The following is a 287-nucleotide window of genomic DNA, read 5'->3' as shown; positions in this document are numbered from 1 at the left end:
ATACTGATGCATAACCTTCGTAGTATTGTCCCTCAGACATCACAACAATACGCCACAGCAAAGTGGTTAGCGGAGCAGGCGTACTAACATACGCATTTACTGGTATTTGCCTGTTGTTGAGTGCTGTTTTTACTTTGTCATCAATATTTACTTTTAAAATTAAAGCGCAAAATAAATATAGACTACTTAAAACTAAAGCCGCTGCATTTATACGATAAGCCGTTGCTGCTTTTATTTTGGGTATTAGCGTACATATTACGCCAATTAATAAAGGAAGCGTGTAAGCG

At 37.3% G+C, this 287-nt stretch carries 1 pseudogene; it reads right to left on the bottom strand.

The window, feature by feature from the left end:
• Window positions 1-287 (bottom strand): annotated as a pseudogene (locus AAEZ18_RS18630) (metal-dependent hydrolase); the annotation flags it as partial.

The sequence above is a fragment of the Pseudoalteromonas sp. 19-MNA-CIBAN-0066 genome (assembly GCF_040308705.1).
In the GTDB taxonomy this organism is placed as follows: domain Bacteria; phylum Pseudomonadota; class Gammaproteobacteria; order Enterobacterales; family Alteromonadaceae; genus Pseudoalteromonas; species Pseudoalteromonas nigrifaciens.
Note: the sequence above shows the minus strand (reverse complement) of the source record. Positions and strands in the feature narration are given on the sequence as shown.